1 protein-coding gene is annotated in these 1,845 nt (G+C 44.9%); it reads right to left on the reverse strand.

Annotated features, from left to right (window positions below; genetic code table 11):
• Positions 1-41: 41 nt before the first annotated feature.
• Positions 42-1,307, reverse strand: coding sequence for a group II intron reverse transcriptase/maturase (ltrA, locus tag PL85_RS17025; RefSeq protein WP_115339366.1), 1,266 nt, complete (start codon positions 1,305-1,307; stop codon positions 42-44).
• Between the last annotated feature and the right edge of the window lie 538 nt (positions 1,308-1,845).

The raw sequence follows: 1,845 nt of genomic DNA on the forward strand, positions 1-1,845 counted from the left end.
AGTTTCACCTCTAGCCTCTCGCAGAACCGTACGTGATACTCTCATATCATACGGCTCCCATTACCCAATCGTTGATCTTCAAAATAGTGCCAGTGAATGAACAGGCTTGGTCTACTTTTAGCGACATGCCTTAACCACTGTGCACTTTTCCGCTTATGCCCTGCAAGGCGTTTATATTTTCGCCTTGCCCAACGTCCCAGTCTGAGTTCCAGATAGTCTGCTAGTTTGCGCATTTGTGTTGGATAAAAACATCCATAGTATTGGAACCATCCCCGTAATATCGGGTTGTATAAACGTGATAACTCTACCAACGTCGAGGGTGTTCTTACTGACAAACGCCAAGTTCTGATACGTGATCGCATGGATTTTAACGCTTCGTTACTTACCGCAGGCAAAAAGCTTGTAAATAGCTTTCCCTCCTTGTTATTCGCCTTTCTTGGTCTAAACGTAAAACCTAAAAAGGTGAATGCCTTTATTGGATAGGCAAGTGGTCGATTGCTGTCTTTACAGTACACAATCTTTGACTTGGTTGGATGCATTGTGAGCTTGCACACCTTCAGCCTTACCTCTATCGCTCGAAGCAAGTAGTTGGCTTGGGCTTCGGAATGACAATGCACAACGACATCATCCGCATACCTAGCAAATGGACACTTTGGAGACGTCTTGCTTATCCAAACATCAAATGCGTAGTGCATGAACAGATTCATCAGTAATGGACTAATGACCCCACCTTGAGGCGTACCTTGGGTTCGAGGAACCAAAGTACTATCGACGGTGAGGGTTGGTGCTTTTAGCCATCTTTCGATGTAAAGCAAAGCCCACGGCTCCTTTACGTGATGACGTACCGCTTTCATCAAGAGAGCATGATCGATATTATCGAACGCTCCTTTGATATCAAACTCTACAACCCAGTCCATCCGCCAACAACGTTGTCGAGTTTTATCAACAGCTTGTAAAGCAGACTTACCCGGTCGATAGCCGTACGAATCGGTATGGAAGCATCTGTCGATGTCTGGTTCGATTAACATCTTAACCACCATCTGTGCGACTCGGTCTGACACAGTAGGAACACCCAGACTCCTTATTCCACCGTCCTTCTTAGGTATATTTACCTGCTGAACAGCCGGTGGCATATAAGAGCCTGACGACATACGATTCCATATCTTGTAAAGGTTCCCTTTTAAGTTTTGCTCAAATGCAGACAATGAAACTCTGTCCACACCCGCAGCACCTTTATTAGCTTTTACACGTTTATATGCATTCCAAACTAGCTGTTTTGAAATATCAAACGATTTTGTTGATGCCATGTGGCTCCTCCCTAGTATTACTAGGTTGACGTGATTTCACCAACTGGATAATGCAACTCCTTCGCTCCACACTCATTACAAATGCTTCATCACTACTACGAGTTGCTCCGCCCCTGCATAAACCCTCGGTATTCTTTCTCATGGTATTTGCCATTTGTTATTTCCCTTCTCATGTTTATGCAGGTTCCCACGTTCCATACTGCTGCCTAAATCAAGCTCATGCCGCCTATACACCGATTGCCACTGAAACAGTAAGTAGGTTTCCTTTCAGCTTATCCTTGGGTTACTGGGCGCCCCAAGTTTTGACAATACTTAATCCTTAACGATGCGTCATCGGACGGTTTGCTTTCGCTCATCTTCTTGATTCGTACCTGATATCTTATCGATACCTTTTCCGAAGTCGCTCACTACCATATCTCTTAAATACAGCAGCACTTGGTGGTTTGAAACCGCCCCCTACAGGTAGATTTCGAGAGGCCTTCTCTCATCAGCAATACAGCTCCAAAAGGCATTAACCTTTTGTTCGTGGCACACCCCA

The organism is Vibrio anguillarum, assembly GCF_001989995.2.
Classification (GTDB): Bacteria; Pseudomonadota; Gammaproteobacteria; order Enterobacterales; family Vibrionaceae; genus Vibrio; species Vibrio anguillarum.

Bases quoted from the DNA above. Each gene is read 5' to 3' on its own strand.
- ltrA (WP_115339366.1), bottom strand. From the start codon at position 1,307: ATGGCATCAACAAAATCGTTTGATATTTCAAAACAGCTAGTTTGGAAT.